Source organism: Thermomonas mangrovi (assembly GCF_028201335.1).
In the GTDB taxonomy this organism is placed as follows: Bacteria; Pseudomonadota; Gammaproteobacteria; order Xanthomonadales; family Xanthomonadaceae; genus Thermomonas; species Thermomonas mangrovi.
Genome location: NZ_JAPEVV010000002.1, coordinates 350,884 through 376,703 on the forward strand (window position 1 = coordinate 350,884; position 25,820 = coordinate 376,703).

At 70.8% G+C, this 25,820-nt stretch carries 30 protein-coding genes and 1 pseudogene; 19 read left to right on the forward strand and 12 right to left on the reverse strand.

Annotated features, from left to right (window positions below; genetic code table 11):
• Nucleotides 1-59: 59 nt before the first annotated feature.
• Entirely contained in the window at nucleotides 60-800 is a 741-nt protein-coding gene (gene aqpZ, locus ON759_RS05355; RefSeq protein WP_271679569.1) for an aquaporin Z, read from the forward strand.
• 88 nt (nucleotides 801-888) lie between these two features.
• Here the strand turns inward: aqpZ and ON759_RS05360 are convergent, their stop codons facing one another.
• A complete protein-coding gene (locus ON759_RS05360) occupies nucleotides 889-1,650 on the reverse strand; it encodes a TorF family putative porin (RefSeq protein WP_271679325.1) in 762 nt (253 codons plus the stop codon).
• Between the two features lie 114 nt (nucleotides 1,651-1,764).
• Here ON759_RS05360 and ON759_RS05365 point away from each other — a divergent pair, with 114 nt between their 5' ends.
• From ON759_RS05365 to ON759_RS05380, 4 genes are all read left to right on the forward strand, one after another.
• Nucleotides 1,765-2,916 carry a polyamine ABC transporter substrate-binding protein gene (locus ON759_RS05365; protein ID WP_271679326.1) on the forward strand — a complete coding sequence of 384 codons (1,152 nt, stop codon included), beginning with the start codon at nucleotides 1,765-1,767 and terminating at the stop codon, nucleotides 2,914-2,916.
• A gap of 2 nt (nucleotides 2,917-2,918) precedes the next feature.
• On the forward strand, nucleotides 2,919-4,067 hold the full coding sequence (locus tag ON759_RS05370; RefSeq protein ID WP_271679327.1) for an ABC transporter ATP-binding protein: 1,149 nt from the start codon (nucleotides 2,919-2,921) through the stop codon (nucleotides 4,065-4,067).
• Between the two features lie 128 nt (nucleotides 4,068-4,195).
• Complete coding sequence (locus tag ON759_RS05375) at nucleotides 4,196-5,053, forward strand: ABC transporter permease subunit (protein ID WP_271679570.1); 858 nt, start codon at nucleotides 4,196-4,198, stop codon at nucleotides 5,051-5,053.
• Nucleotides 5,050-5,856, forward strand: a complete 807-nt coding sequence (locus ON759_RS05380; RefSeq protein ID WP_271679328.1) for an ABC transporter permease subunit — start codon at nucleotides 5,050-5,052, stop codon at nucleotides 5,854-5,856. Before ON759_RS05375 ends, ON759_RS05380 begins: the two co-directional genes overlap by 4 nt.
• A 12-nt stretch (nucleotides 5,857-5,868) precedes the next feature.
• Here ON759_RS05380 and rlmKL read toward each other — a convergent pair whose 3' ends face one another.
• The 3 genes from rlmKL to ON759_RS05395 are packed head-to-tail and all read right to left on the reverse strand — an operon-like array spanning nucleotide 5,869 to nucleotide 9,017.
• The gene (gene rlmKL / locus ON759_RS05385) at nucleotides 5,869-7,998 is read right to left on the reverse strand and encodes a bifunctional 23S rRNA (guanine(2069)-N(7))-methyltransferase RlmK/23S rRNA (guanine(2445)-N(2))-methyltransferase RlmL (RefSeq protein WP_271679329.1); all 2,130 of its coding nucleotides are present in this window, start codon (nucleotides 7,996-7,998) and stop codon (nucleotides 5,869-5,871) included.
• 3 nt (nucleotides 7,999-8,001) lie between these two features.
• Nucleotides 8,002-8,526, reverse strand: coding sequence for an alpha/beta hydrolase (locus ON759_RS05390; RefSeq protein ID WP_271679330.1), 525 nt, complete (start codon nucleotides 8,524-8,526; stop codon nucleotides 8,002-8,004).
• Complete coding sequence (locus tag ON759_RS05395) at nucleotides 8,523-9,017, reverse strand: MOSC domain-containing protein (RefSeq protein ID WP_271679331.1); 495 nt, start codon at nucleotides 9,015-9,017, stop codon at nucleotides 8,523-8,525. Before ON759_RS05395 ends, ON759_RS05390 begins: the two co-directional genes overlap by 4 nt.
• A 22-nt stretch (nucleotides 9,018-9,039) precedes the next feature.
• On the opposite strand from ON759_RS05395, the gene ON759_RS05400 reads away from it, so the two are divergent.
• The 4 genes from ON759_RS05400 (at nucleotide 9,040) to ON759_RS05415 (ending at nucleotide 12,026) form a co-directional block, all read left to right on the forward strand.
• Complete coding sequence (locus tag ON759_RS05400; RefSeq protein ID WP_271679332.1) at nucleotides 9,040-9,612, forward strand: N-acetylmuramoyl-L-alanine amidase; 573 nt, start codon at nucleotides 9,040-9,042, stop codon at nucleotides 9,610-9,612.
• Between the two features lie 127 nt (nucleotides 9,613-9,739).
• Nucleotides 9,740-10,252: an SCP2 sterol-binding domain-containing protein gene (locus ON759_RS05405; RefSeq protein ID WP_271679333.1), complete on the forward strand. Its 513-nt coding sequence runs from the start codon at nucleotides 9,740-9,742 to the stop codon at nucleotides 10,250-10,252.
• 71 nt (nucleotides 10,253-10,323) lie between these two features.
• Entirely contained in the window at nucleotides 10,324-11,229 is a 906-nt protein-coding gene (locus ON759_RS05410; protein ID WP_271679334.1) for an acyl-CoA thioesterase, read from the forward strand.
• On the forward strand, nucleotides 11,226-12,026 hold the full coding sequence (locus tag ON759_RS05415) for a hypothetical protein (RefSeq protein WP_271679335.1): 801 nt from the start codon (nucleotides 11,226-11,228) through the stop codon (nucleotides 12,024-12,026). Before ON759_RS05410 ends, ON759_RS05415 begins: the two co-directional genes overlap by 4 nt.
• Nucleotides 12,027-12,089: 63 nt before the next feature.
• Here the strand turns inward: ON759_RS05415 and ON759_RS14010 are convergent, their stop codons facing one another.
• Together ON759_RS14010 and ON759_RS05420 are read right to left on the reverse strand one after the other, a co-directional pair.
• Nucleotides 12,090-12,293 carry an EF-hand domain-containing protein gene (locus tag ON759_RS14010; protein WP_374381216.1) on the reverse strand — a complete coding sequence of 68 codons (204 nt, stop codon included), beginning with the start codon at nucleotides 12,291-12,293 and terminating at the stop codon, nucleotides 12,090-12,092.
• Nucleotides 12,226-12,824: pseudogene (locus ON759_RS05420) on the reverse strand (EF-hand domain-containing protein); the annotation flags it as partial. The gene ON759_RS14010 and the pseudogene ON759_RS05420, both read right to left, overlap by 68 nt.
• Here ON759_RS05420 and ON759_RS05425 point away from each other — a divergent pair.
• Together ON759_RS05425 and ON759_RS05430 are read left to right on the forward strand one after the other, a co-directional pair.
• On the forward strand, nucleotides 12,810-13,670 hold the full coding sequence (locus ON759_RS05425; protein WP_425608453.1) for an arginyltransferase: 861 nt from the start codon (nucleotides 12,810-12,812) through the stop codon (nucleotides 13,668-13,670). The pseudogene ON759_RS05420 and the gene ON759_RS05425 overlap by 15 nt on opposite strands.
• 127 nt (nucleotides 13,671-13,797) lie before the next feature.
• Complete coding sequence (locus tag ON759_RS05430; protein WP_271679338.1) at nucleotides 13,798-14,433, forward strand: Crp/Fnr family transcriptional regulator; 636 nt, start codon at nucleotides 13,798-13,800, stop codon at nucleotides 14,431-14,433.
• A 186-nt stretch (nucleotides 14,434-14,619) separates the two neighbouring features.
• On the opposite strand, the gene ON759_RS05435 is transcribed toward ON759_RS05430, so the two are convergent.
• Both ON759_RS05435 and purT read right to left on the reverse strand, forming a co-directional pair.
• On the reverse strand, nucleotides 14,620-14,967 hold the full coding sequence (locus tag ON759_RS05435; protein ID WP_271679339.1) for a hypothetical protein: 348 nt from the start codon (nucleotides 14,965-14,967) through the stop codon (nucleotides 14,620-14,622).
• Between the two features lie 12 nt (nucleotides 14,968-14,979).
• On the reverse strand, nucleotides 14,980-16,194 hold the full coding sequence (purT, locus tag ON759_RS05440; RefSeq protein WP_271679340.1) for a formate-dependent phosphoribosylglycinamide formyltransferase: 1,215 nt from the start codon (nucleotides 16,192-16,194) through the stop codon (nucleotides 14,980-14,982).
• Nucleotides 16,195-16,295: 101 nt separating this feature from the next.
• Between purT and ON759_RS05445 the strand changes: the two genes are divergently transcribed.
• The 8 genes from ON759_RS05445 (at nucleotide 16,296) to ON759_RS05480 (ending at nucleotide 22,410) form a co-directional block, all read left to right on the forward strand.
• On the forward strand, nucleotides 16,296-17,213 hold the full coding sequence (locus ON759_RS05445) for an SdiA-regulated/phytase-like domain-containing protein (protein WP_271679341.1): 918 nt from the start codon (nucleotides 16,296-16,298) through the stop codon (nucleotides 17,211-17,213).
• Nucleotides 17,214-17,313: 100 nt separating this feature from the next.
• Nucleotides 17,314-18,180, forward strand: a complete 867-nt coding sequence (locus ON759_RS05450; protein ID WP_271679342.1) for an SPFH domain-containing protein — start codon at nucleotides 17,314-17,316, stop codon at nucleotides 18,178-18,180.
• A gap of 13 nt (nucleotides 18,181-18,193) precedes the next feature.
• Nucleotides 18,194-18,376, forward strand: coding sequence for a type II toxin-antitoxin system antitoxin (locus ON759_RS05455; RefSeq protein WP_271679343.1), 183 nt, complete (start codon nucleotides 18,194-18,196; stop codon nucleotides 18,374-18,376).
• Nucleotides 18,373-18,540: a DUF4177 domain-containing protein gene (locus tag ON759_RS05460; protein ID WP_271679344.1), complete on the forward strand. Its 168-nt coding sequence runs from the start codon at nucleotides 18,373-18,375 to the stop codon at nucleotides 18,538-18,540. The genes ON759_RS05455 and ON759_RS05460 overlap by 4 nt, the downstream gene beginning before the upstream one ends.
• Nucleotides 18,541-18,574: 34 nt before the next feature.
• Complete coding sequence (locus ON759_RS05465; RefSeq protein ID WP_271679345.1) at nucleotides 18,575-19,969, forward strand: alpha/beta hydrolase; 1,395 nt, start codon at nucleotides 18,575-18,577, stop codon at nucleotides 19,967-19,969.
• A 2-nt stretch (nucleotides 19,970-19,971) separates the two neighbouring features.
• Nucleotides 19,972-20,511 carry a PH domain-containing protein gene (locus ON759_RS05470; protein WP_271679346.1) on the forward strand — a complete coding sequence of 180 codons (540 nt, stop codon included), beginning with the start codon at nucleotides 19,972-19,974 and terminating at the stop codon, nucleotides 20,509-20,511.
• A gap of 37 nt (nucleotides 20,512-20,548) precedes the next feature.
• Complete coding sequence (locus tag ON759_RS05475; protein ID WP_271679347.1) at nucleotides 20,549-21,364, forward strand: M15 family metallopeptidase; 816 nt, start codon at nucleotides 20,549-20,551, stop codon at nucleotides 21,362-21,364.
• The gene (locus ON759_RS05480; RefSeq protein WP_271679348.1) at nucleotides 21,361-22,410 is read left to right on the forward strand and encodes an acyltransferase family protein; all 1,050 of its coding nucleotides are present in this window, start codon (nucleotides 21,361-21,363) and stop codon (nucleotides 22,408-22,410) included. Before ON759_RS05475 ends, ON759_RS05480 begins: the two co-directional genes overlap by 4 nt.
• Here ON759_RS05480 and rfbD read toward each other — a convergent pair.
• The 4 genes from rfbD to rfbB are packed head-to-tail and all read right to left on the reverse strand — an operon-like array spanning nucleotide 22,407 to nucleotide 25,799.
• On the reverse strand, nucleotides 22,407-23,294 hold the full coding sequence (gene rfbD, locus ON759_RS05485; RefSeq protein ID WP_271679349.1) for a dTDP-4-dehydrorhamnose reductase: 888 nt from the start codon (nucleotides 23,292-23,294) through the stop codon (nucleotides 22,407-22,409). The genes ON759_RS05480 and rfbD overlap by 4 nt on opposite strands.
• Nucleotides 23,291-23,851: a dTDP-4-dehydrorhamnose 3,5-epimerase gene (gene rfbC, locus ON759_RS05490; RefSeq protein WP_271679350.1), complete on the reverse strand. Its 561-nt coding sequence runs from the start codon at nucleotides 23,849-23,851 to the stop codon at nucleotides 23,291-23,293. Before rfbC ends, rfbD begins: the two co-directional genes overlap by 4 nt.
• A complete protein-coding gene (gene rfbA, locus ON759_RS05495) occupies nucleotides 23,848-24,747 on the reverse strand; it encodes a glucose-1-phosphate thymidylyltransferase RfbA (protein WP_271679351.1) in 900 nt (299 codons plus the stop codon). Before rfbA ends, rfbC begins: the two co-directional genes overlap by 4 nt.
• Nucleotides 24,744-25,799, reverse strand: a complete 1,056-nt coding sequence (gene rfbB, locus ON759_RS05500; protein WP_271679352.1) for a dTDP-glucose 4,6-dehydratase — start codon at nucleotides 25,797-25,799, stop codon at nucleotides 24,744-24,746. Before rfbB ends, rfbA begins: the two co-directional genes overlap by 4 nt.
• Between the last annotated feature and the right edge of the window lie 21 nt (nucleotides 25,800-25,820).

Below are 25,820 nucleotides of genomic sequence, written 5' to 3' on the forward strand. Positions count from 1 at the left end.
TCGGCATCGGCTACCTTGGTTGCGCGTGCACTGTGGACGCCATGAATCGCCTTGGGGAGATCGCGATGACGAAGAAACTCGCTGCCGAGTTCATCGGCACGTTCTGGCTGGTGTTGGGAGGTTGCGGCAGCGCGGTGCTGGCCGCCAATTTCGGGGGCGACGGCAATCCGCTGGGGATCGGCCTGCTGGGGGTGTCGCTGGCGTTCGGCCTGACCGTGCTGACCGGCGCTTACGCGTTGGGCCATGTCTCGGGCGGGCACTTCAACCCGGCGGTGAGCTTCGGGCTGTGGGCCGGCGGTCGCTTCCCCGCCAGGGACCTGCTGCCCTACATCGTCTCGCAGGTGCTCGGCGCCGTGTTCGCCGGCTGGATCCTGCTGCAGGTCGCGGGCGGCGCGCCCGGTTTCGCGATCGATCCCGCCAGCGCCGGCGCCTTCGCCACCAACGGTTTCGGCACCCACTCGCCGGGCGGCTACAGCATGGCGGCCGCGTTCCTGTGCGAAGTGGTGATGACCGCAATGTTCCTGGTCATCATCATGGGCGCGACCCACCGCAACGCACCGGCCGGCTTTGCGCCGATCGCGATCGGCCTCGGCCTGACCCTGATCCACCTGATCAGCATCCCGGTCACCAACACCTCGGTGAACCCGGCCCGCTCGACCGGCGTCGCGCTCATGGTCGGCGGCGCGCCGGTCGCCCAGCTGTGGCTGTTCTGGCTGGCCCCGATCCTCGGTGGCCTGCTCGGCGGCGTGGCCTACAAGTGGCTGGGGCCGGACCGTCCGGACGTGGTCGGCAACGGCTGAGCGCGCGCTCCCCCGGATGCGAAAAGGCCGCGCAGATGCGCGGCCTTTTCGTTGCGGCGTGCCGACCGGTGGCGGCGCGACGCGCGGCTCAGAACTCCCAGGTCAGCATCAGTGCAACCTGACCATCGGCCTGGCTCGCATCGTCCAGCGCATCGCTGAGCGCCTCGCCGTAGCTCGAGGTATCGGTGTACTGCAGGTCGGCGCGCAGCGGGCCGAAGTTGCGGCCGATGCCCAGCAGGTAGTCGTTGTAGCTGTCGCCGGCGGCATCGTTGAGGTTGTAGTGGCCGAGCTGCGCGGTGACGTCGAAGCCGGTGTCTCCCAATGGCAGGGAGACGCCTGCGTTCATGTAGATGCCGTGGCCGCCGAGGTTGAAGATGTCCGGCGAGTAGGCCGCGCCGACGTAGAACTTCTCGGCGAAGGTCAGCTTGCCCTCGAGCTCGGTGTAGGCGTAGTCGAAGCCGTCGCGGTGGCCCGGGTAGGACACGCGGGTGAGGAACACGTCCAGCTCGGCATTGCCGGCGAGCGCGCCCGACCAGCCGATGTAGGGGTCGAATTCGACGTAGATGCCATCGTCCTCGTCGCCGGGGGCGGTGAAGTCGACGTTCGATGCCCACGCCCCCACGTAGAAGCCGCTGGCATGGGTGACGTTGAGGTCGAACTGCAGCGCCGGGTTGCCCTGGGTCTGCGAGACGCCGCGCCAGACATAGTCGCTGGTGACCGCGATGCTGCCGGCCACGTCCCAGGTCGGGGTGTCTTCGGCGGCATCGCCCGCGGGCGCGTCCTGGGCCAGGGCCGGGGTCGAGAGCAGGCTGGCCAGGGCCAGGGCGATCAGGGACAGCGGGGCGCGCATGGAGGCTCCATCAGGCGGGGATTCGGCGCGTACGATACAGGGATGCCGCCCCGGCCGCCCCAGTCCCCGTGCGGGGCGGCGTACCATCCCGCCATCGATCCCCTGGAGACCGCCGTGACCCTGCGCCTCGCCCCGCTCGCCTGCGCCCTGCTCCTGCTGTCCGCCTGCGGCGGCAAGCCCGCCTCCGACCCGACCGCGGCCAAAGCCCCGGCAGGCCCGGAAGAGAAGGTGCTCAACGTCTACAACTGGTCCGACTACGTGGCCGAGGACACCATCGCCAACTTCGAGAAGGCGACCGGAATCAAGGTCAATTACGACGTCTATTCGGAGAACGAGACGCTGGAGACCAAGCTCACCGCCGGCAGCAGCGGCTATGACGTGGTCTTCCCCTCGGCGCGCCCGTTCGCGCAGCGCCAGGTCAAGGGCGGCCTGTACATGGGGCTGGACAAGGCGAAGCTGCCCAACCTGTCGCACCTCGATCCCGCGATCCTGCAGGGCCTGCAGGACATCGACCCCGGCAATGCGCACGTCGTGCCCTACATGTGGGGCACCACCGGCCTCGGCATCAACGTCGACAAGGTCAAGGCCGCGCTGGGCGATGCCGCGCCGATCGACTCGTGGAGCCTGCTGTTCGACCCCGCCAACGCCGCCAAGCTGGCGAAGTGCGGCATCACCGTGCTCGACGACGACCAGGAGGCCTTCGGCGCCGCACTGATCTGGAAGGGCCAGGACCCGAACGCCGGCGCCGCCGACGAGATCGAGACCGTGAAGCAGGTGTACGCGGCGATCCGTCCCTACATCCGCACCTTCAACAACGCCGAGTACAAGGATGCGCTGGCCAACGGCGATGCCTGCGTGGTGATGGGCTACTCCGGCGACGTGCTCGGCGCCGCGGATGCCGCCGCCGAGGCGGCCGAGGCCGCCGGCAAGCCGGTGCCCGACATCCGCTACGTGATCCCGAAGGAAGGCGCGATCCGCTGGGTCGACGTGATGGCGATCCCGAAGGACGCCAGGCATCCGCAGAACGCGATGGCCTTCATCGACTACATCCTCGATCCCAAGGTCACCGCCGCGATCACCGATGCGGTGGGCTACGCCAACCCGAACAAGGACGCCACCGCGCTGGTGTCCAGGGACATCGCCGAGGACCCGGGCATCTACCCGCCGGCCGACGTGCTGGCCAAGCTGGTCGACCCGAAGTCGTTGCCGGAGGCCGTGCAGCGCCAGCGCGTGCGCGCCTGGACCGCGATCAAGAGCGGCCGCTGAGCATGGCCGAGCCCGTCCGCCACGGGGCGCCGCTGGAACCCTGGAAGGATCCCGCGGCCAAGCCCTTCCTGCGCGTCGAGAACGTCACCAAGACCTTCGGCAAGGTCTACGCCTGCGACGACATCAGCCTCGACGTGTACCGCGGCGAGTTCTTCGCCCTGCTCGGCGGGTCGGGCTCCGGCAAGAGCACGCTGCTGCGGATCCTGGCCGGCTTCGAGACCCCGGACCGCGGGCGCGTGCTGATCGACGGCGTCGACGTCACCGCGATGCCGCCGTACGCGCGGCCGGTGAACATGATGTTCCAGAGCTATGCGCTGTTCCCGCACATGACGGTGGCGCAGAACATCGCGTTCGGGCTCAAGCAGGACGGCATGGCCGCCGGCGAGCTCCGCGATTGCGTGCAGCAGATGCTGGAGCTGGTGCAGATGCCGCAACTCGGCAACCGCAAGCCCGACCAGCTGTCCGGCGGCCAGCGCCAGCGCGTCGCGCTGGCCCGCGCGCTGGCCAAGCAGCCCAAGCTGCTGCTGCTGGACGAGCCGCTGGGCGCGCTCGACAAGCGCCTGCGCGAACGTACCCAGTTCGAACTGGTCAACATCCAGGAGCGGGTCGGCACCACCTTCGTGATGGTCACCCACGACCAGGAGGAGGCGATGACGATGTCCAGCCGGATCGCGGTGATGGATGCCGGCCGCATCGTCCAGGTGTCCACCCCGGCGGCGCTGTACGAATACCCTTCGACCCGCTTCGTCGCCGAGTTCATCGGCGGCATCAACCTGTTCGAGGGGCGCGTGCTCGGCCACGACGCCGACCAGCGGATCGCGCGGATCGCCTGCGCCGCGGTCGAGGGTGGCGTGCTGCACGCGCGCCACGCCGACCCGCTGCCGGAAGGCACCGCGGTGAGCGTGGCGGTGCGCCCGGAGAAGATCGACGTGCACGAGGCGCCGCCACGGGCGGACAACGTGGCGGTCGGCAAGGTCCGCGACATCGCCTACCTGGGCGACGTCTCGATCTACCACGTGGAAACCGAATCCGGCGCGGTGGTGCGGGTGCAGGAAACCCATGTCGAGCGCAGCTCGGAGCCGCACTACGACTGGGGCGAGACGCTGTGGCTGAGCTGGCCCGCCAGCGGCGCGGTGGTGCTGAGCACATGAGCGCGGCCGCGCCCGGCGGCGCCTGGTCGTTCTGGAACGACGTCGTCCGCAACCTGTTCGGCTGGTTCCGCGCGGTCGGCCGCGAGTTCCGCACGCGGCGCGGGCGGTTCCTGGTCACCGCGCTGCCGATGCTGTGGCTGCTGCTGTTCTTCGCGGTGCCGTTCCTGATCGTGCTGAAGATCAGCTTCGCCGAAGCCGTGTTCGGGCAGTCACCGCCGTACACGCCGCTGGTCGAGCGCAACGCCGACGGCGCCGCCAGCCTGAAGCTGCACGCCAGCAGCTATGCCCTGCTGCTGCAGGATCCGCTGTACGTCGGCGCGTACCTGAAGTCGCTGCTGTTCGCCAGCGTGTCCACCCTCTTCTGCCTGTTGCTGGGCTACCCGATCGCCTACGGGATCGCCCGCGCGCGGCCGGTCTGGCGGATGCTGCTGCTGGTGCTGGTGATCCTGCCGTTCTGGACCAGTTCGCTGCTGCGCACCTACGCGATGATCGGCATGCTCAAGGCGAACGGCCTGATCTCGCAGGCGCTCGCCGCGGTCGGGCTGGTCGAACCCGGCAGCGCGATCCTGCACACCGACCTCGCGGTGTACATCGGCATCGTCTACAACTACCTGCCCTTCATGATCCTGCCGCTGACCGCGACCCTGATGCGGCTGGACTTCAAGTTGCTGGAGGCCGCCGCCGACCTCGGCGCGCGCCCGTGGCAGGCGTTCCTGCGGGTGACCCTGCCGCTGTCGATGCCGGGCATCATCGCCGGCGCCCTGCTGGTGTTCATCCCCGCGGTCGGCGAGTTCGTGATCCCCGACATCCTCGGCGGCCCCGACGCGCTGACCATCGGCCGCGTGCTGTGGACCGAGTTCTTCACCAACCGCGACTGGCCGCTGGCGGCCGCGGTGGCGGTGGCGATGCTGCTCCTGCTGGTGATCCCCACCCTGGTGTTCGAGTACGTCGAGAACCGCCGCGAACGCCGCGAGGGCCGCGCATGAACCGGCGCAACTGGGGGCTGTGGGCGGTGATGGCGCTGGGCTACGCCTTCCTGTACGTGCCGATCCTCTCGGTGGCGGTGTATTCGTTCAGCGCCTCGCGGATGGCCACGGTCTGGGGCGGCTTCTCCACCCGCTGGTACGCGTCGCTGTTCGCCAACGAACAGATCATGGAAGCACTGGGGCGCAGCCTGACCATCGCCGCGCTGGCCGCGAGCTTCGCCACCGTCCTCGGCACCGCCAGCGGGCTGGCGCTGTCGCGCTTCGGTCGCTTCCCGGGACGCGGCCTGCTGAGCCTGATGAACTCCGCGCCGATGGTCATGCCCGACGTAATGCTGGGGCTCTCCTCGCTACTGCTGTTCGTGTCGCTGCAACAGGCGCTGGGCTGGCCGGAGCGCGGCATGTCCACGATCATGATCGCGCACGTCACCCTGACCGCCTGCTACGTCACCGTGGTGGTGCGCTCGCGCATGGCCTCGCTCGACGACAGCCTGGAAGAGGCCGCGATGGACCTCGGCGCGCGGCCCTGGCGCGTGTTCTTCCTGATCACCCTGCCGCTGGTCGCGCCGGCGCTGCTGACGGGCTGGCTGCTGGCCTTCACCCTGTCGCTGGACGACCTGGTGATCGCCAGCTTCACCTCCGGGCCGGGCGCGAGCACCCTGCCGATGCTGATCTATTCCAAGGTCAAGCTGGGGGTGACGCCGGAGATCAACGCGTTGGCCACGCTGATCGTCACCGTGGTCGGGCTCGGCGTGGTGGTCGCCGGGATCCTGATGCACCGCCGCGAGCGGCGCCTGTCGGCCTGAGGCCGGTGCCGCTCAGCGCGCGACGATCCGCCACGCGCGGTGGATGCGCGGGTTGCGCGCGAAGTCCGGCGGGATGGTCGACGCGCTGATGTCCTCGACCTGCGCGAACGCCGCGATCGCCGCCTCGTCCAGGCGGAATCTGCGGAAGTTGTTGCTGAAGTAGAGGACGCCGCCGGGCGCCAGCCGCGCCACCGCCGCGCGCAGCAGGCGCACGTGGTCGCGCTGCACGTCGAAGTCGTCGGCGCGCTTGGAATTGGAGAAGGTCGGCGGATCGCAGAACACCACGTCGTAGGCGCCGTGGTCGGCTTCCAGCCACTTCAGGGCATCGGCCTGGGCGATGCGGTGGCGGGTGCCGCCGATGCCGTTCTCGCGCAGGTTGTCGGCCAGCCACTCGAGGTAGGTCGCCGACAGGTCGACGCTGGTGGTCTGCGCGGCGCCCTGCACCGCGGCCTGCACCGTGGCCACGCCGGTATAGCAGAACAGGTTGAGGAAATGCCGACCGCGCGATTCCAGCGCCATCCGCGCGCGCAACGGGCGATGGTCGAGGAACAGCCCGGTGTCGAGGTAGTCGAACAGGTTGACCTGCAGCTTCGCCGCGCCTTCCTCGACCAGCAGGAATTCGCCGCGATGGTCGAAGTGCCCGTACTTCGAGCCGCCCTTGCCGGTGCTGCGGGTCTTCACCGCCACCCGCTCCCGTGGCACCGCGAACACCTCGCGCACCGCCAGCAGCAGGTCGTTCAGCCGCTTGCGGGTGGTCGCTTCTGGGATGTCGGCGGGCGCGGCGTACTCCTGCACGTGCAGCCAGGTGTCGCCCGCGAGCGTGGTGTACGCGTCGACCGCGCAGGCGTACTCGGGGATGTCCGCGTCGTAGGCGCGGAAGCACGCCACCTGTTCCTGCTGCCGCCAGCGCGCGAGCTTGTCGAGGTTCTTGCGCAGCCGGTTGGCGACCATCCGCGCGCCCTCCGGCAATTCGCGGGCGACCGCGGCGTCGCGCTGCGGGGGCGCGATCGGATCGCAGACGATCAGGCTGCACTCGATCGGGCCGTTGAACACCTGGTAGCGCTTCTGCGCCCGCAGCCCGGTGGCGCGGGCCAGCTCGAAGTCGCCGCACAGCAGGCTGGCGCGCCAGCCGGGGGCCGACGCCTTCAGCGCATCGCCCAGCGCGCGGTACAGCGCGGGATCGGCGGCCAGGCGGGCGTCGTACGGCGGATTGCAGGCGACCACGCCGTGCGCGTTGGCCATCGGCGGCAGCGCGGCGATGTCGCCGACCTCGAACGCGATCGCGGTCTCGACGCCGGCCACGCGCGCGTTCTCGCGCGCGGCGCGGATCGCGTGCGGGTCGAGGTCGCGCCCGTGCAGGCACGGCCGCAACGCCGCGAGTCCACGCGCCTCGCGTTCGATCGCCTCCACCCGCAACCCGCGCCACGCCCCCGCATCGAACCCGTGCCAGCGCGTCGGTGGTGCGTCCCCATGCCGGCGCAGCCCCGGGGCGACGTCCGCGGCCATCAGCGCGCCCTCGATCAGCAAGGTACCGCTGCCGCACATCGGGTCCAGCAGATCGCCACCGTCGGCATGCGCCTGCGGCCAGCCGCCGCGCAGCAAGACCGCGGCCGCCACGTTTTCCTTCAGCGGCGCCTCGCCCTGCGCGCGGCGCCAGCCGCGCCGGTGCATCGGCCCGCCGGCGAGGTCGATCGACAGGATCGCGCGCGCCTTGCGCACGACCAGGTTGATGCGCACATCGGGTGCCTCGACGTCGACGTCGGGCCGCTGGCCGGTGCTGGCGCGCAGGGTGTCGACGATGGCGTCCTTGACCCGCTGCGCGGCGTAGCGCGCGTGGGTGATGCCGCTGCCCGACACATGCGCGTCGATGGCGAGGGTGTGCGCGGGCGAGAGATGCGCCTGCCAGTCGATCGCGGCCGCGCCGGCGTACAGCGCATGTTCGTCCGCGCAGTCGAATTCGGCGATCGGCCACAGGATGCGGCTGGCCAGGCGCGACCACAGCACGGCGCGCTGCGCGTCCTGCAGCGTGCCCTCGACGTTGACGCCGGCGATCGCGGCGGTGGCGCGCGCGCAGCCGAGCGCGACCAGCTCGTCGGCGAGCAGGTATTCCAGGCCCTTGCCGCAGGAGACGAAGAACTTCATCGCTCAGAGCGCGCCCAGCAGCGCCGCGAAGGCGCGCGCACTGGCCTCGACATGGCGCTCGAGCCGGTGGCCGTCGTCGACCAGCAGCAGGGTCGCGTTGCGCGCGCCGCCCCATTCGACCACCGTCGCAGCGGGGATCAGTGCATCGTGCCAGCCGTGGATGATCGAGATCGGCACCGCGGCGGCATCCAGCGTGGGTGCCGGCCCCATGTGGATCGGCGGTGCCATCAGGAACAGGCCGCGCAGCGGCACGGCCAGCGACACCCGCGCCGAAATCCATGCGCCCAGGCTGGAACCCGCCAGCACCACCGGGCCATGCGTGGCAGCGTCCTGCGCGCGCTGTTGCAGGCGCTGCAAGCGCGCCAGCACGTCACCGAACGGACTGACCTCGCGCTTGCCGTCGAGGTCGGTGTAGTCCGGCCGCTCGTGGGTCCAGCCCAGGCGTTCGGCGACTTCGGCCAGCGCGGTGACCTTGGTGGCGTCGGGCCCGCTCTCGAAGCCGTGCGACAGGATGCAGTGGCCCTTCATTCGCCGAGCACCGCGTCGCCGCGCCGCAGCGTGCCGCCCTCGAGGATGCGCGCGCACAAGCCGCCCATCCCGCGCATCGCGTTGTAGCCGCCGGGTCCGAGCGCGGCCTCCATGCGCGAGCACGGGTCGCAGGCGTCGGTGCCTTCCAGGAGCACGTCGCCGATGCGGAAGCGTCGCCCGCGCAGGGCCGCCAGGGGGATCCCGGAGACCACGAGGTTGCGGCGCAGGGTCGCCGGTGCGATGTCGTCATGCCCCGAGAGCGCCGCGATCGCCGGCAGGTGTTCGGCCTGGATCAGGGTGATCCCGCGCTTGCCGCTGCCGCCCGCGTAGCGGTCGCCCTGCAGGCCGCCGCCGACCTGTGCATCGGCGGATTCGACCTCGCGCATCGGCACGTCGCGCGCCGGCCGCAGGCCGATCCAGTCGACCCGGCCCGCGCGCGGGAACTGCGCGAACAGGCGTCCAAGCTCGGATTCGGCGGGCGGTTGCTTCATCCGCGAATGCTAGCATCGCCGCATGCCGCGGCCCGCCATCCACCTGCAGCCCCTGCCCTACGTGGACGCGCTGGCGGCGCGCGACCCGGCCGCCATCGACACCGTGGTCCTGCACTGCACCGAGCTGCCCGACCTCGCCACCGCGCGGGCTTACGGCGAGCGCGTGCACTACGCCAGCGGCACCGGCAACAGCGGGCATTACTACATCGACCGCGACGGCACGGTCGTCGAATACGTGCCGGTCGCGCGCATCGCCCACCACACCCGCGGCTGGAACCCGCGCAGCGTCGGCATCGAGCTGGTCAACACCGGGCGCTTCCCCGACTGGCTGGACTCCCGCCACCAGGCGATGGACGAGCCCTACACCGAGGCCCAGCTCCTGGCCCTGGTCGCGCTGTTGCACGACCTGCGCGCGCGCCTGCCTGGGTTGGCGCAGGTTGCAGGACACGAGGACCTGGACCTGGACGAGGTCGAGGCCAGCGACGACCCCGCGCTGCGGGTGCGGCGCAAGCGCGACCCGGGCCCGCTGTTCCCGTGGCCGGCGCTGCTGGCGGCCGTGCCGCTGCAGCGCATTTGGGCCGCAAGCGGCGGCTGAGGGGGCGGCCGCGAGGGGATCGCGGTCCATTTAGTTCAGCGATCGCTGATGCTGCATCGCCAGATGCCGTTTCAGAGCGCGCGTGCAAGGCTCGATACCACACCCCGTATGGCATCCGGAGCCGTCCATGTCGCGTCGCACCTTCGTCGCACCCGTCGTGTTGCTCGCCCTCGCCCCTGCCCCCGCCTTCGCGGCATCGCCGCTGATGTCGGCAGAATGGACCCAGCAGGCCTGCACCGCCTGGAACCAGAATCCGACGCTAACCAACGGCCTCGCGAAGTGGATCGGCAACGACAAGGGCCGCGGCTACAAGGCGATCCACCTGTACCGCACGGACTGCGGCCTCGCCACCGCCACCGAGCTGGTGATCGTGAAGGAGAACGGCAAGGCGGTCTGTCGCCATGGCGGCCCGATCACCCATGCCAAGCTCGACCATGCGGTCGATTACACGATGCACGCGACCACCGGGCGCTGGAAGGAAATGGGCGACGGCGACTACGGCCCGATGAAGGCGATGATGTTCGGGCGCCTGCAGTTCACCGGGCCGAAGATGGAAGCGATGGGCGTGATGGGCCCGTTCGAGGCCTTCCTGCGCATGCCGGGCAAGGTCGCCTGGGACAAGGCCTGCCCCGGCGGCTGAAGCCGCCCCGCGGGACGGGCCGCTGCGGGGGCGCCGGTATACTGCGCGCCCCGCTCCGACCCTGCGCCCGCATGCCGAACGCGCCCGTCCACGCCCCCGCCTCCGAAGCCGACGAGCTGGTCGGCCTGCTCTCGCTGGAGCGGCTGGAGGACAACCTGTTCCGCGGGCAGAGCCGCGACATCGGCACCAAGTACGTGTTCGGCGGCCAGGTGCTCGGGCAGGCGCTCACCGCCGCGCAGGCCACCGTGGAAACCGACGCCCCGCGCGCCGCGCACTCGCTGCACGCCTACTTCCTGCGCGCCGGCGACATCGAGCACCCGATCGTCTACGACGTCGACCGCACCCGCGATGGCGGCAGCTTCTCCGTGCGCCGGGTCAGCGCGATCCAGCACGGCAAGGTGATCTTCTTCTGCGCGGCGTCGTTCCAGGAAGCCGAGGCCGGCGCCGAGCACCAGCTGTCGATGCCGGAAGTGCCGCGCCCCGAGGACCTGGAACCGGCGCCTGCGATCCCGCCGGAGAAGCTGGCCCTGCTGCCGACCAAGGTGCAGCGCTGGCTGGACCGGCAGGGGCCGTTCGAGTTCCGCCACGTGTATCCACGCGACGAGCTGCACCCGCCGAAGCGCCCGCCCTACCAGCAGGTCTGGTTCCGCCTCAGTTCGCCGGTGGGCGACGCGCCGGAGCTGCATCGCGCCCTGCTCGCCTACGCCAGCGACTTCCACCTGCTCGGCACCGCGACCTTCCCGCACGGCATCAGCTACTACCAACCGAACGTGGCGATGGCCTCGCTCGACCATGCCCTGTGGTTCCATCGCCCCTTCCGCGCCGACGAATGGCTGCTGTACAGCCTCGACAGCCCGAGCGCGCAGGGTGCGCGCGGGATGGCCCGCGGCCTGGTCTTCGACCGTGCCGGCCGGCTGGTGGCCAGCACCGCGCAGGAAGGCCTGATCCGGGTCGCGCCATCGCAGGTGCCGGCATGAGGCAGGTCTTCACCAGCCCGCGGCTGGAGAACGTGGAGGCGGTGGCGGACCTGCTGCGCGCCGAAGGCATCGAGGTGCGGATCACCGAGGGCCGCTCCTACCGCGGCAACCGCCGCAGCAGCTTCAGCTACCGCGAGCGCGAGGACACCGGCCCGCAGCCGGCGGTGTGGATCGTGCGCGCCGAGGACCAGCCGCGCGGCCGGGCGCTGTTGCGCGATGCCGGCTTGCTCGAAAGCTCGCGCGGCGAAGGCAGCTACCTGCCGCTGTCCTCCGTGCACGATGCCAAGGCCGGCGCGACCGCGGGCCAAGCCCCGCGCACGATGCGGATCAAGCTCGGGCTGCTGGCGCTGATCGCGATCTTCATCGGCGCAATGGTGTTCGCCACCCGTTCGCCGGCGCCCGCGCCGCAGGCGGCGACGCCTGCCGCATCACCCGCGCCGCCGCTGGTGCCGCAACCGATCGAGGTGCTGGAGACCTATAGCGCCGACGTGCCAACCGCGCTGGCGCGCTTGGTCATCGAGCAGGCGCTCGGCACGCCGCCGCCCGCCCGCGCCTGCGTCGAAGTCGACGGCCAGGACCCGTCCGCCGCGCTGTTGCAGGACTTCGCCACGGTCGGCACCACGCTGGCGGCGATGTCCGCCTGCCAGGCGCAGCCCGCACGGCGGGTCGCGGTATCCGAGTACATGACCGACGGCAGCGGCAGCGGCAGCGTGCGCGTGCAGGTCGATGGCGCCGCGCCACGCGTCCTCGACGTCGAGCGCGACGGCACCCGCTGGCGGATCCTGCGCACGCGCTGAGCGATCACGCACACGAAAACGCCCGGCATGGCCGGGCGCCTTCGGTCCACGTGGCAGGCTGGATCAGCCGCGCGGCTGGCGCATCCCGCGCCCCTTGTGCATCGGCTTGAAGGCATCGAATTCGGCCTTGCTCACCGTGCCGTCCTTGTTCGCGTCCATGCGCTCGAACGCCTTGCCGGCGCGCTCGAGGCGCTCGGCCTCGGTCGGCGGCTGGCGCACCTGGCCCTGCTGGCCCTGCCGGCCCGCGGCCTTCGCCCGCTCCGCCATGTGCGCGCGACGCTCTGCGCTGCGCGCGCCCTGCTCCACCACGAATTCGTCGCGGGTCAGGCGGCCATCGCGGTTGGCATCCGCGCCAGTGAAGAACTCTGCGCGACGCGCAGTCATCCGCGCCTGCATGTCGCTGCGGTCCAGGTAGCCGTCGCGGTTGGCATCCATCTCGTCGAAGCGGCCCGCCATCTGCCCCTTCGCAGCCTGGGCCTCGACGCGGCTGATGCGGCCATCCTTGTCGGTGTCCAGCGCCTTCAACCTGGCGCCGCGCTCGCCGCCCTGGCGGCCCCCATGCATCCCGCGGCCCTGCTGCGGGCGCTCGGCCGCGGTCAACTTGCCGTCCTTGTCCTTGTCGAGCTGGTCGAAGCGGCCGGCGAGCTTGGGGAACGCAGCAGCCTCGCTGCGATCGATGACGCCATCGCCATTCGCGTCGGGGCGCGCGTGGCCCGCGGACGGCGTGGTCTGGGCGACGGCGAGGGTGGAGGCCAGCGCCACGGTCACCGCGGCCGCCAGCAGATGGAGCTTCTTCATTGCGCTTCTCTCCTTCCGGCCCGTGCCGGACTTGCAGATGGAAACGCGGTGGCGGCGCTTCGGTTGACAGGCGCGGCCCGCTCCCGGCTGAACGCGCGGCGCTATGCTGGCCGCATGCAGGGCGATGCCGACAACGTGCGCATGTTCCGCAGCGGCGTGCACCCCTGCGGATACTGGGAAGACCGCGAGGCGCGCGACCTGGTCCTCGATCCGCGCGACCCGCGACTGCCGGCGCTGTACCCGCTCGCGCTGTCCTGGGGCTTCCGTCGCTCGGGCGACATCCTCTACCGGCCGAGCTGCCCCGGCTGCCAGGCCTGCACTGCGGTGCGCATCCCGGTCGCTGCCTTCGCGCCGGATCGCAGCCAGCGGCGCTGCCTGGCGCGCAACGCCGACGTGCACGCCCGCATCGTCGCCCCGGTGCGCACCGACGAACACCTCGCGCTGTACCGCAAGTACCTGACCCGCCGGCACCCCGACGGCGGCATGGACGACCACGGCGCGCTCGAGTTCGAGCAGTTCCTGGTGGGGCGCTGGAACGACGGACGCTTCCTCGAACTGCGCGAGGACGGCAGCCATCGCCTGCTCGCGCTGGCGGTCACCGACGTGGTGCCGGACGCGCTCTCGGCGGTCTATACCTGCTACGACCCCGATGCCGGCGCGCGCGGGCTGGGCACGCTGGCGATCCTCCGCCAACTGGAATGGGCCCGCCGCGACGGGCGCGCGCACCTCTACCTCGGCTACTGGATCGCGGGCCACGCGAAGATGGATTACAAGCGCCGCTTCCGCCCGTTGGAGGGGTTCGACGGCCACGGATGGCGGCCGTTGCTCGCGGGCCCGGCCCGCTGAAACACGACGGGGTACGCGATTCGGCGATCGACCCGGCCGCGATGTGAATTTTGCACATCATTCAGGGGATATTGCGATGCGATGATCGCGGGAGCGCGCGCCTGCGCATGGATCCCGGCAAGACGACATGGAAGAACCCGAGCACCGACTCCCCCGCGAGGTCCTCGACCACATCGCCCGCGACGCCGAACCGCGTCATTACGGCGACGGCGACATCCTGTTCCGCGAGGGCGATCCATCCGACTGCCTGTACGTGCTGCTGAAGGGCCAGCTGAAGGTCTATTCGCGCAACGCGAACGGCCGCGAGATGGTGTTCAACGTGCTCGGGCCCGGCGACATCGTCGGCGAGCTGTTCCTGGACGGCGGCAAGCGATCGGCCTCGGTGAAGGCCGTCGGCGAGGTCGAATGCCGGATGGTCGATGGCGAGGCGATCCAGTCCCTGCTGCGCAGCGAGCCGGATTTCGCCGAAGCCCTGGTCAAGCTGCTGATTGCGCGCTTGCGTTCGGTCACGCGCAAGGCGCGCAGCCTGGCGCTCGACGGCGTCTACGAGCGCACCGTGGCGCTGCTGGAGGAATCGGCGACCACCGCCCCCGAGGGCCTGCGCGTGCCGCCGGAACTCACCCAGCAGGAAATCGCCAACCGCATCGGCGCCAGCCGCGAGATGGTCAACCACGTGCTGCGCGACCTGGTCCGCGGCGGGCTCATCGTGAAGGACTCGCGGCATCGGATGACCATCGTCGGCAAGCTGCCGAAGCGCTGGTAGGCAGCACGTCGACACCGGCGGTCCGCGCGGCGTCCCAAAGTAATACGGGCGCCGACATCCTTTCGGCGCCCGCCCGGGGTCACATCCAGCCTGCCTACCCTGGCAGACGGATCGATGGTGGTTGCGGGTGGCGATGCCCGCAATGGAAATCTTCCACACGCCATTCAGCAACCCGAACGCGCTGCGTCATGCGCCAAGCTTCGCGGCGACCGGCGCCTCCGCCGGGGCGGCGTCCTGCATGCCCGGCTCCAGCATCGGGCGGCTGCGCGTGGCGAAGCCGAAACCGTGGTCGCTGCGCGCCGACACGATCATCCGCACCATGTTGCCGGGCACCATCAGCTCCAGCTCGACTTCACGGCCATCCGGCGTGCGGCCTTCGAGGGTGAGTTCGATGAACGCACCGGCAGTGTCGACTTCGCGGCAGGGCACGTGCGGGCCGGCCGGGCCGTCCTGCAGGTAGGGCTTGATCGCATCGCCCAGCGCCTCGAGCGCGGGCGGGAAGAAGAACACGGCGTATCCGGTGGGTTCGTTCATCGCCGCAGCATGTCACGGATCGCGCAGTTCGACCGTCAACGCCGCGGCGGCATCGCGGGCGATCGCCCGCGCCTGCGCGACGTCGTCGCCACGGGCCAGCGTCACCGCCACCCGCCGGTGCCCGGCCACCCGCGGCTTGCCGAACAGGCGCAGCTGCGTGGCCGGGTGCGCCAGCGCGGCCTCGACACCGCCGAACACCGGCACGCCATGCCCGTGCGCCAGCACCGCGCATGACGCCGACGGCCCGGTGTGCGCGATCCAGCCGTTTTCGTCGGCGTGCACCGGCAGCCCGAGGATCGCGCGCGCATGCAGGGCGAACTCGCTGAGCTCCTGCGACGCCAGGGTGACGAGGCCGGTGTCGTGCGGGCGCGGGCTGACCTCGCTGAACCAGACCATGTCGCCCTTCACGAACAGCTCCACGCCGAACAGGCCCCAGCCGCCGAGGTCGCCGGTGACGGCGCGCGCGATGGCCTGCGCCCGCTGCAGGGCCAGCGGCGACATCGACTGCGGCTGCCAGCTCTCGCGGTAATCGCCGTCGCGCTGCAGGTGGCCGACCGGCGCGCAGAAACTGGTGCCGCCGGCATGGCGCACGGTGAGCAGGGTGATCTCGTAGTCGAAGTCGATGAAGCCCTCCACGATCGCCCGCCCGGCGCCGGCGCGCCCGCCGGTCTGCGCGTGGTCCCAGGCGGCGTCGATCCCGTCGGCGTCGCGCACCAGCGACTGGCCATGGCCGGAAGACGACATCACCGGCTTGACCACGCAGGGGAGGCCGAGCGCGGCGACCGCGGCGCGATACTCCTCGCGGGTGTCCACGAAGCGGTAGGGCGAGGTGGGCAGACCCAGCGTTTCCGCGGCAAGCCGGCGGATACCCTCGCGATCCATCGTCAGCCATGCCGCGCGCGCGGTCGGGATCACCCGCGCCGCGCCTTCGGCTTCCAGCGCCACCAGCGTCTGCGTGCGGATCGCCTCGATCTCGGGCACCACCAGGTGCGGACGCTCGCGCGCCACCAGCGCGCGGATCGCATCGCCATCGAGCATGTCCAGCACGTGGCTGCGATGCGCGACCTGCATCGCCGGGGCGTCGGCATAACGGTCGGCGGCGATCACCTCCACCCCGTATCGCTGCAGCTCGATCGCCACTTCCTTGCCGAGTTCGCCGGCGCCGAGCAGGAGCACGCGCAGCGCGTGCGGGGACAGGGGCGTGCCGATCTCGACGGAAGCGTGCATGGGCGCAGGGATGGTGCGTTGGGAAGCGGCGATTCTACCGACCCGCGCTGCAGGCCTTCGCGGACTGTCCGCGCGACGGGGCGGCGTGCCATCCTCCGCGGATGCCGATCCGCCCCGCCCCGATGCGATGCGCGCTGGCCGCCACCGTACTGGTGGTGGGCCTGGCCGGCTGCAGCGCGCCCACCCTGCCGTTCGCGCGCCTGTCCGGCCTCGTCACCAGCAAGCAACTGGACGAGATCAGCGGCTTGGCGGCCTCGCGCGCGCACCCCGGCACGCTGTGGGCGATCAATGACAGCGGCAATCCGGCGCGCCTGTACGCGATCAGCGCGCGGGGCCGGCTGCTCGCGCGCTTCGATGTGCGCGGGGCGAAGAACATCGACTGGGAGGACCTGGCCAGCTTCGACCTAGGGGGCCGCCATTACCTGCTGGTCGCCGACACCGGCGACAACGGCGGCCTGCGCCGCGACATCGCGCTGCACGTGTTCGAGGAGCCGCCCACGCTCGCGAACAGCACCTTGCAGCCGGCGTGGACGATCCGCGCACGCTGGCCGGATGGTCCGCGCGACGTCGAGGCGGTCGCGGTCGATGCCCGCGCGGGCAAGGTGCTGCTGGTGTCCAAGAAGCGCAAGCCGCCGGAGTTGTTCGTGCTGCCGCTGGCGGATCCCGGCCGCGAGGTGCAGGAACCGCGGCGGATCGGCCGCCTGGCCGGCGTCCCCGAGGCGGATCCCGGCCTGCAGCGCAACGAGCCCAAGCTGGCCCGGCTGTCCCCGCAGGTGACCGCCGCCGACCTGTCGCCGGATGGCCGGACCCTGGCGGTGCTGACCTACGGCAGCGTGCTGTTCTATCGACGCGAACCGGGCCAGGACTGGCGCGAGGCCGTGGCCGCCAAGCCCGAGGCGCATGACGTGCCGCTGATCCCGCAGGCCGAGGCACTCGCCTGGACCACCGGTGGCGCGGGCCTGTACGCGACCGGCGAGTTCAACCCGGCGCCGATCTTCTACCTCAGCCCCGCGCGCTGAGCGGACCGGCGTCGACCGTTCGTCGGGATTCGATTGATTGATTGATATCAAATTGATATCAAACTCCCACGCCGCTCCCGGCGCCGAGTCGAGACCCGCCATGAAAGAGTCCCTGAAATCCTCCCTCCCCGGCATCCCGATGCTGCTTGCGATGCTCGCGGCCGTCGCCGCCGGCGCCTGGCTCGCCATCGCCGGCGGCCTCCAAGCCGGTTCCGTCCCCAACCTGATCGGCGGATTGCTGCTGGCCTCCGTGTCCGCCTTCTGCATGGCCGGCCTGTACATGGTCGAGCCTAACCAGTCCGCCGTGCTCAGCCTGTTCGGCAAGTACGTCGGCACGGTCAAGGAGAATGGCCTGCGCTGGAACAACCCGTTCTTCGCGAAGAAGAAGGTCAGCCAGCGCGTGCGCAACTTCGAAAGCGGCAAGCTCAAGGTCAACGAGCTCGACGGCAGCCCGATCGAGATCGCCTCGGTGATCGTGTGGCAGGTGGTCGATGCCTCCGAGGCCGTCTACAACGTCGACGACTACGAAAGCTTCGTGCACATCCAGGCCGAGTCCGCCCTGCGCGCGATGGCCACCAGCTATCCCTACGACCAGCACGAGGACGGCCAGCTCGCGCTGCGCAGCCACGCCAGCGAAGTCGGCGAGCACCTCAAGCAGGAACTGCAGGAACGCCTGGCCGACGCCGGCATCGCGGTGCTCGACGCGCGCATCAGCCACCTCGCCTATGCGCCGGAGATCGCGCAGGCGATGCTCCAGCGCCAGCAGGCGAACGCGATCATCGCGGCGCGCACGCGGATCGTGGCCGGCGCCGTCGGCATGGTCGAGATGGCCCTGGCCGAGTTGCAGAAGAACGGCGTGGTGCAGCTGGACGAGGAGCGCAAGGCGCAGATGGTCAGCAACCTGCTGGTCGTGCTCTGCGGCGAGCGCAGCACCCAGCCGATCGTCAACACCGGCTCGCTGTACTGAGCCCGGCGCGACCGTGAACGAGAAGAAGGCCTACCCGCTGCGCATCAACGCCGACGTGCTGGCGGCGGCGCAGCGCTGGGCCGACGATGAACTCCGCAGCCTCAACGCGCAGATCGAGTACGTGCTGCGCGACGCGCTGCGCAAGGCCGGCCGCCTGGCGCCGAAGAAGCGCATCGATGGAGAAGACAGCCCATGAACACGCGTTGGCAATACAAGGTGGTCGAGGTCACCCAGTGGATGGGCATCAAGCCGAAGAAGATCGAGGAACTGGTCGCCCCGCTGGGACAGTTGGGGTGGGAACTGGTGTCCGTCACCCAGGTCGCTGCGCAAACCATCCTGTATTTCAAGAAGCCGGCCTGACCGCGCACGCCACGAGATCCCCGGAGGGACACCCATGCTGCACATCATCCACATGATCGAACGCCGTCATGGCCGCGCGCGCGCGTCGTCCATCGTCCTGCGCCTGCTGCTGGGTTCCGGGTTGTTGCTGGCGCTGGGATTGGGCCTGCTGCTCTCTGGCCGCGCAATGGCGCAGGACGCCGCGACGCCCGACCCCGTCGCGACCGCGACCCGCCTGCTCGACCGGCTCGATGCCGGCGCCTTCACGGACGCCGAAGCGATGTTCTCGCCCGAGATGGCGGCCGCGGTGCCGGCGGACAAGCTGAAGGCCGTGTGGGAGTCGCTGCCCGCGCAGGCCGGCAAGGCGACCGGGCGCGGCACCGCGAAGGCGACCGCCGGTGGCGGCGGAACGCTGGTGGAGATCCCGCTGCAGTACGAGAAGGCCGCGCTGCTGGGGCGGATCGCGGTCGGGAGCGATGGCCGGATCGTCGGCTTCCAGGTGCAGCCGGCGCCGGCCCCCGTGGTCGCCGCGCCGGTCGCCGAGGACGCCGCCTATGTCGAGCGCGACATGGCGGTCGGCGAAGGCGATCGCGCCCTGCCCGGCACCCTGGCGATGCCCAAGGGCGAGGGCCCGTTCCCCTCGGTGGTGCTGGTGCACGGCTCCGGCCCGCAGGATCGCGACGAGACCATCGGCCCCAACAAGCCCTTCCTCGACATCGCCCGCGGGCTGGCGGCGCAGGGCATCGCGGTGCTGCGCTACGAGAAGCGGACCAAGGCGCGCCCGCAGGAGTTCACCGGCGGCACCTTCGGCGTCGACGACGAAACCACCAATGACGCGGTCCTCGCGGTCGACGCGCTGCGCAAGACCACGGGCATCGACCCGAACCGGATCTTCGTGCTGGGCCACAGCCAGGGCGGGATGATGGCGCCGCGGATCGCCTCGGTGTCCGGCCACGTCGCCGGCCTGGTGCTGATGGCGGCGCCCGCGCGCTCGCTGCTCGACATCGTCATCGAACAGAATCGCCGGCTCGCGGTGCTGGACGACGGCAAGACCAGCGATGCCGAACGCGATGCCATCGCGCAGCTCACCGCGCAGGTACGGCAAACGCGCGACCCCGCCACCGACATCGCCACCCGCACCCTGCTCGGCCAGCCCGCCGGCTACTGGCGCAGCATCGACGCGGTCGACCCGGTGGCCGATGCCGCGTCGGTCGCCCTGCCGATGCTGGTGCTGCAGGGCGCGCGCGACATCCAGGTGGTGGATGCCGACTGGGGACGCTGGCGCGGCGCGTTCCATGCCGACGACAAGGTCAGCTTCAAGCTGTACGAAAAACTCAACCACCTCGGGATCGCCGGCGAGGGCGAAGGCAGCCTGGCCGAGTACCAGCAGCCCGGCCATGTCGATGCCACGCTGATCGACGACGTGGCCGCCTGGATCAAGGCGCATTGACGATGAAATCCGTCGCTTCCAGGCGCGATTTCCCGCTCGGGCCGTTGGCACCGTGGACGTGGCCTGCCCTGCTCGGGCTGTGGGTCGTGCTGCTGCTGGTCGCCTTCCTCGGCGGAACGCACGTGCAATCACCCGCGAACCCGGTGCCGTGGTGGGTCGTGGTGCTGTTCGCGACGGCGTTGTTGCCTGCCGGCCTGCTATCGATGCTCGCGCACAGGCAGGTCAGCATCGAGGGCGACACGCTGTTGGTCGCCGGGGCGTTGCTGTTCGCGCGCAAGGTACCGATCCGCGAGCTGGCGCTCGACAAGGCCCGGGTCCTCGACCTCGATGAACACACCGAGTACAAGCCGATGTTGCGGCTGTTCGGCTTCAGCTTCCCGGGACTCACCGTGGGCACCTGCATCCTGCGCAACCGCAGCCGCGCGTTCTGCCTGCTCACCGCGCAGCCCCGGGCCGTGCTGCTGCCGCAACGCAACGGCAAATTGATCCTGGTGAGTCCGGAGAAGCCGCAGGCCCTGCTGGACGCGTTGCACGCGGCATGAGGTGACCTGCCCGCTGGCGGCCGGCTAAGCTGCGCCGATGCCCCGCACCGCCTTGTCGCCCCGCCAGCTCTCGCTGCGCAATACCGAGGCCATCGAACTGTGGCCGGCCAGCTTGCTGCGCCCGCGCGGCAGCGCGGATGCGCGGACGTTGGCGCGCGCGCGCTGGGTGTTGCGACGCAAGCGCGATGGGCGCTTCCTCGCCGCGGAGCTCGCGGAAGGCCTGCAGCCGCTGGTCCCGCGCCTGGCGCGCGAGTCCGGACTGGAGGCGGCGCTGGACGTGCTCGACCGCCCATCGCCACGCGGCAGTGCTCGCGCGATGCCGGCAGCGCTGCCGCTGGCCCGCATCGGCGAGCGCCTGCACGGCCTCGGGCTGGAGGCCGACGCCTATGCCGCGCGCACCGGGCTGGCGCTGGTGGCCGAACCCGACTGGCTGGCCTTCGCCGGCCACGACCGCTGGCGCCGGCCGCTGTGGCTGCACCCCACGGCCATGCGTGCCTGGCATGCCATGCGCCAGGCCGCCGCGGGGGACGGCGTGGTGCTGGAGGCGATTTCCGGCTACCGCAGCCACGACTACCAGCTCGGCATCTTCGAACGCAAGTTGGCGCGCGGACTCGCGCTCGAGGACATCCTCGCGGTCAACGCAGCGCCCGGCTTCAGCGAACACCACGGCGGCCTCGCGCTCGACATCGGCACCCCGGGCGAACCGCCGGCCGAGGACAGCTTCGAACGGACGCCGGCCTTCGCATGGCTGCAGGCGCATGCCGGCGCGCATGGCTTCACCATGAGCTACCCGCGCGACAACCCGCACGGGATCGTCCATGAGCCCTGGCATTGGCGCCACGCAGGCCCATGACGACGATTTCGGCTGGGCCGACGCTGGGCGACGCCTGGGCGACGGGCCGCAACAACTTCAACCTGATCCGACTGGTCGCCGCGTGGCTGGTGATCCACGGGCACGCCTGGGCGATCACCGGCAGCGCGGGCGGCGACCTCGTGGCCACCCTGACCGGCATCAAGTTCGCCGGCGCGCTCGCGGTCGACATGTTCTTCGTGATCAGCGGCTTCCTGATCGCCGCCAGCCTGGAACGCAACAGCGCGCGCGGCTACCTGCTCGCACGCGCGCTGCGCATCCTGCCCGCGCTCGTGGCCTGCGTGGGACTGAGCGTGCTGGTGCTCGGCCCCTTGCTGACCACCGACCCCGGCTACTGGCGCAGTCCGCTGACCTGGGACTACCTCTGGGTCAACGCCAGCCTGTGGTCGAGCCGCTACTTCCTGCCCGGCGTCTTCGAGGGCCTGCCGAACGCAGCGATCAACGGCTCGTTGTGGACGCTGCCGGTGGAAGCGCGGCTGTACCTCGCGCTGCTGGGCGCGAGCCTGCTCGGCATGCTGGCGCCGCGCCGCTACGTGCCGGCATGGGCACTGGCGATGGGCGCCGCCTGCGCCTTCGTGCTGCTGCGCCGCCCGCTGCCGGAGCACCTGGCCAACTACACCTGGTGCACCGCGTTCTTCATCACCGGCACCCTGCTCTGGGTGCTGCGCGACCGCGTGCGGTTGTCGCCGTGGCCGCTGCTCGGGCTGCTGGCGCTGGCTGCGGCCACGCGCGGCACGCCGGCGTTCGTGCCCGCGTATTTCCTGCTCGCCTGCTACGGCACGCTGTGGCTGGGCCTGGCGCCCGCGCTGCCGCGTATCCGCGAGACCGACCTGTCCTACGGCCTGTACCTGTACGGATGGCCGGCGGCGCAACTGGTGCAAAGCGTCGCGCCCGGCGGCCCTTGGCACAACACGCTGTGGGCCACCCTGCTGGCCGGCGGCCTGGCGGCGATGTCGTGGTTCGCGATCGAACGCCCGGCATTGCGGCTCAAGCGCCGGCTGGTCGCGGGCGGGTCCGCCGCGACCTAGGCGCTGGCGAGTTCGCGCAGGGTGGCGCGCAGTCCGGCTTCCCAGCCGGGCGGCAGCAGGCCGAAATCGCGCTGCAGGCGTGCGGTGTCGAGCACCGAGTAGGCGGGACGCCGCGCCGGCGTCGGATAGTCGGCAGTGCCGATCGGCAGGACGCTGGGCGCGCGCGCCAGCAAGCCGGCCGCCACGGCCTCACGCATGATCGCGCTGGCGAACCCATGCCAGCTGGTCTCGCCGTCGGCGACCACGTGCCAGGTGCCCGCGCCATCGATGTCCCGCCGCAGCATCGCCGCCGTCGCATCGGCGATCCACGACGCCGGCGTCGGCGCACCGACCTGGTCGGCGACCACGCGCAGCGCGTCGCGTTCGCCCGCGAGGCGCAGCATCGTGCGCAGGAAATTGCGGCCGTGCGCGGCGTATACCCAGGCCGTGCGCAGGATCGCGTGGCGCGCGCCGCTGTCGCGGATCGCCGCTTCGCCCGCGAGCTTGCTCTCGCCGTACACGCCGAGCGGCGCGGTCGGGTCGTCCTCGCGATAGGGGCGGGTCGCGTTGCCGTCGAACACGTAGTCGGTCGAGTAATGGACCAGCAGCGCACCGCACTCGGCGCAGGCGCGCGCGAGCGCAGCCGGCGCCTCGGCATTCACCCGGAACGCCGCCTCGCGGTCGGTCTCCGCCTGGTCGACGGCGGTGTAGGCCGCGGCATTCACCACCACGTCCGGGGCGCTGCCTGCGACCAGTGCCGCCAGCGATTCCGGCGCATCGAAATCCGCCGCCGCATCGCCAGCGCCGCCCTCGCGCGTGGCGACCGCCAGCTCGCCCAAGGGGGCCAGGCTGCGCCGCAGTTCGCGGCCGACCTGCCCGTTCCCGCCCAGCAACAGCAGCTTCATGCGACGAACAGCGGCAACCGCTCGGCCGGCATGTCCGCCAGCAATGGCGCGACGGCATCCTTCCCGGACAGCGAGACCTCGGCGAGCGGCCAGTCGATCGCCAGTTGCGGGTCGTCCCACCGCAGCGAATTGTCGCTGTCGCGGTCGTAGGGCGCGGTGCACAGGTAGGTGAACACCGCCTCCTCGCTCAGCACCACGAAACCGTGCGCGAAGCCTTCCGGGATCCAGAAGTGGCGCTTGTTGCCGGCGCTAAGGATCGCCGCCGCGTGGCGGCCGAAGGTCGGCGATCCCCGGCGGATGTCGACCGCGACGTCGTAGACCTCGCCCTCCAGCACGCTGACCAACTTGCCCTGCGCATTGCCCGGCCATTGGTAATGCAGGCCGCGCAGCACGCCACGCCGCGAGCGCGAGACGTTGTGCTGCGCGAAGGCGGTGGGCAGGCCAAGCGCGCCGAAGCGCGCCGCATTCCAGCCCTCGTAGAAATAGCCGCGCTCATCGCCGAACACGGCCGGTTCGATCACCACGCAGCCCGGCAGGCCGGTGTCGATGACCTTCATGCGACGCGCCCGTGTTCCAGCAGGCCGAGCAGGTACTGCCCGTAGCCGTTCTTGGCGAGGGGGCGGGCCAGCTCACGCAGCTGGTCGGCGTCGATCCAGCCGTTGAAGTAGGCGATCTCCTCCGGGCAGCTGACCCGCAGGCCCTGCCGCTTCTCGATGGTCTCGATGAAGCTGGAGGCCTCGACCAGCGATTCGTGCGTGCCGGTGTCGAGCCACGCGTAACCGCGCCCCATCTTCTCCAGGTGCAGCGCGTCGGCCTCGAGGTAACAGCGATTGAGATCGGTGATCTCAAGCTCCCCGCGCGGCGAGGGCTTCAAGCCCGCCGCGAAATCGCTGGCACGGCCGTCGTAGAAATACAGGCCGGTGACGGCGTAGTGGGACTTCGGCGCCGCCGGCTTTTCCTCCAGGCCAACCACCCTGCCCGACCCATCGAACTCGGCCACGCCGTAGCGTTCCGGGTCGCGGACCCAGTAGCCGAACACGGTAGCGCCCTGTTCGCGCGCATCGGCGCGCTGCAGCAGCTCGGTGAGGCCATGGCCGTGGAAGATGTTGTCGCCCAGCACCAGGCAACTCGGGCCGCCGGCGAGGAACTCGCGGCCGATCAGCAGCGCCTGCGCCAGGCCGTCCGGACTGGGCTGGGCGGCGTACTCGATGCGCATGCCCCACTGCGACCCGTCCCCCAGCAGGTGCTGGAACAGCGCCTGCTCGTGCGGGGTGTTGATCACCAGCACCTCGCGGATGCCGGCGAGCATCAGCACGCTCAGCGGGTAGTACACCATCGGCTTGTCGTAGACCGGCAGCAGCTGCTTGCTGATCGCCTTGGTGATCGGATACAGCCGCGTGCCCGATCCGCCGGCTAGGATGATGCCCTTGCGCCCGCTCGCCAGCGGGTTCATGCCGCGACCCCGATGCGCTCGAGCCTGTAGCTGCCGTCGAGCACGCGCTGCACCCAGTCCTGGTGCGCGAGGTACCAGTCCACGGTCTCGGCGATGCCGCGCTCGAAGGTATAGGCCGGCTCCCAGCCCAGTTCGTCGCGCAGCTTGCTGGCATCGATCGCGTAGCGGCGATCGTGGCCCGGGCGGTCGGCGACATGGGTCACCTGCGACGCGCGCGGCAGGCCGTCCTCGCGCGGGCGGCGCTGGTCGAGGAGCGCGCAGATCGCGTGCACGACCTCGATGTTCTGCATCTCGGCATTGCCGCCGACGTTGTAGGTCTCGCCAACCCGGCCCTTGGCCAGCACCGTGCGGATCGCCGCGCAGTGGTCGCTGACGAACAGCCAGTCGCGCACCTGCCTGCCGTCGCCGTAGACCGGCAGCGGCTCGCCGGCCAGCGCCTTGGCGATCACCAGGGGGATGAGCTTCTCCGGGAAGTGGTACGGCCCGTAGTTGTTGCTGCAGTTGGTGGTCAGCGTGGGCAGGCCGTAGGTGTGGTGGAACGCGCGGACCAGGTGGTCCGACGCCGCCTTCGACGCCGAGTACGGCGAGTTCGGCGCGTATGGCGTGTCCTCGGTGAACTTGCCGGTCTCGCCGAGGCTGCCGTAGACCTCGTCGGTGGACACGTGCAGGAACCGGAACGCCTGCCGCGTCTCGCCTTCGAGCGACTTCCAGTGGTCGCGCACGGCTTCCAGCAGGGCCAGCGTGCCGACCACGTTGGTCTGGATGAAGGCGGCGGGGCCGTCGATCGAGCGATCGACGTGGCTCTCGGCGGCGAAGTTCACCACCGCATCCGGGCGGTGCTCGGCCAGCAGGCGCGCGACCAGCGCGCGGTCGCCGATGTCGCCATGCACGAACACGTGGTTGGCGTCGCCGTCCAGCGACGCCAGCGTGTCGCGGTTGCCGGCATACGTCAGCGCGTCGAGGTTCACGACCTTGATGCCGCGACCCACGGCATCGAGCACGAAATTGCCGCCGATGAAACCGGCGCCGCCGGTGACCAGCCATGTCGTCATTGCGAAGCGTCCCTGCATCGA